1 pseudogene is annotated in these 722 nt (G+C 63.9%); it reads left to right on the forward strand.

Going from position 1 to position 722, the window contains the following annotated elements:
• Window positions 1-722 (forward strand): annotated as a pseudogene (locus AC1DFE_RS24095) (phosphoenolpyruvate carboxykinase (GTP)); the annotation flags it as partial.

Below are 722 nucleotides of genomic sequence, written 5' to 3' on the forward strand. Positions count from 1 at the left end.
GTTGAAGAGGTCGCTGGGCTTACCCAGCCGGACCGGATTCACTGGGTCGACGGCTCAGAGGAAGAAAACACCCGCCTCACTGACGAACTCGTCGCGGCCGGCACCCTGAAGCGGTTGAACCAGGACCTGTTCCCCAACTCCTTCGCAGCATTCTCGGATCCTGCCGACGTGGCCCGGGTTGAAGAGCAGACCTTCATCTGCTCCGAGAAGGAGCATGACGCAGGCTTCACCAACAACTGGATGGCCCCGGCGGAGATGAAGGAGAAGCTGCGCGGGCTGTTCTCCGGCTCCATGCGCGGCCGCACCATGTACGTCATCCCGTTCGTCATGGGCCACCTTGACGCCGAGGACCCCAAGTTCGGCGTCGAGATTACCGACTCCGCCTACGTGGTCGCCTCCATGCGCATCATGGCCCGCATCGGCACGGACGTCCTGAACCGGATCACCGAAACCAACGCCTTCTTCGTTCCGGCCCTGCACTCCCTGGGTGCTCCGCTGGAAGCCGGCCAGGCCGACGTCCCGTGGCCCTGCAACCCGGACAAGTGGATCGTGCACTTCCCCGAAGAGCGCTCCATCTGGTCCTTCGGCTCCGGCTACGGCGGAAACGCGCTGCTGGGCAAGAAATGCTACGCCCTGCGCATCGCCTCGGTCATGGCCCATGATGAGGGCTGGCTCGCCGAGCACATGCTCATCCTGAAGCTGACCTCGCCGGAACAGAAGAC

The organism is Arthrobacter sp. 05T423 (genome assembly GCF_056396245.1).